Origin of the sequence: Streptomyces dysideae (genome assembly GCF_001514305.1) — a bacterium.
GTDB lineage: Bacteria > Actinomycetota > Actinomycetes > Streptomycetales > Streptomycetaceae > Streptomyces > Streptomyces dysideae.
Genome location: NZ_KQ949200.1, coordinates 1 through 1,205 on the forward strand (window position 1 = coordinate 1; position 1,205 = coordinate 1,205).

The window sequence follows — 1,205 nt, forward strand, 5'->3', positions numbered from 1 at the left end:
TATCTTCGGCGGCAAGAAGCCCGACCTGGACGCCCTGTTCTCGTGACCGGGTCCGGGAGCACTCCTGTGCTGACGAAGACCGTCGGTACCGCCGGGGCCGGTACGGGCCCCGGCGGTCGGGGCGGTGGCCGCGTGCGGCGCACTCTGGACAGAGCGCGCACCCCGTTGCGCGGACTGGCCGGCCTGGCCGGGCTGGTGGTGTTGCTCGAGGTGCTGCCGCACACCGGTGTGGTCTCCGCCGACTACCTTCCGCCCGCGTCGGAGATGGGCCGGGCCCTGTGGCAGCTGCTCGGCGAAGACGCGTTCTGGACCGCGCTCGGTGACACCCTCACCGGTTGGGGCCTGGGCCTGGCCATCGCCGTGGTGGCCGGGGTGGTGACCGGCGTGGTGATCGGATCGGTGCCGGTGCTGCGGGCGGTGACCGCCTCCACCATCGAGTTCCTACGCCCCATCCCGTCGGTGGCGCTCATCCCGGTGGCGGTGCTGCTCTACGGCACCGACCTGGAGTCGAAGCTGCTGCTGGTGGTGTACGCCTCCTTCTGGCAGGTGCTCGTCCAGGTGCTGGCGGGCATGCAGGACGTCGACCCGGTCGCGGAGGACACCGCCCGCAGCTACCGGATGGGCGGTTGGGGGCGGGTGCGGTACGTCATGTGGCCCACCGCGCTGCCGTATGTGATGACGGGTGTGCGGCTGGCCGCGACCGTGGCGCTCGTCCTCGCCATCACCGCGGAACTCGTCATCGGTTCGCCCGGCCTGGGCAACCAGCTCGCGGTCGCGCAGACGTCCGGCGCCGTGCCGCGGGTCTACGCCCTGGTCCTGGTCACCGGACTCCTCGGGGTCGCGGTCAACCTGGTGGCCCGGGCGGTCGAGCGGCGGGCACTGCACTGGCACCAATCGATGCGCAGGGAGGGACAGCGATGACCGTCCTCACACTCGCCCGGCGGACCGGGCTGGTCCTGGGCCTGCCCGCGGTCCTGTTCGCCATGTGGTGGTTCGCCACCGCGGGCAGCACCGACTTCTACGTTCCCCCGCTGTCCACCATCCTGGGCAAGTTCGGGGAGGTATGGACGGGCGAACGACTGCTCTCGGACGTCGTACCCAGCCTGGTCCGCCTGCTCACCGGCTATCTCCTCGCCGTCGCCGTCGGTGTCGGACTCGGCCTGGTGGTCGGCATGCACCGTGGCGTGCGCGACGTGCTGGAGCCA

Annotated in this window: 1 protein-coding gene and 1 pseudogene; both read left to right on the forward strand. The window is 71.5% G+C overall.

Going from position 1 to position 1,205, the window contains the following annotated elements; all coding sequences use genetic code 11:
* Positions 1–144 precede the first annotated feature (144 nt).
* Entirely contained in the window at positions 145–921 is a 777-nt protein-coding gene (locus AQJ91_RS48380; RefSeq protein WP_079085778.1) for an ABC transporter permease, read from the forward strand.
* Positions 918–1,205: pseudogene (locus AQJ91_RS48385) on the forward strand (ABC transporter permease); the annotation flags it as partial. The gene AQJ91_RS48380 and the pseudogene AQJ91_RS48385, both read left to right, overlap by 4 nt.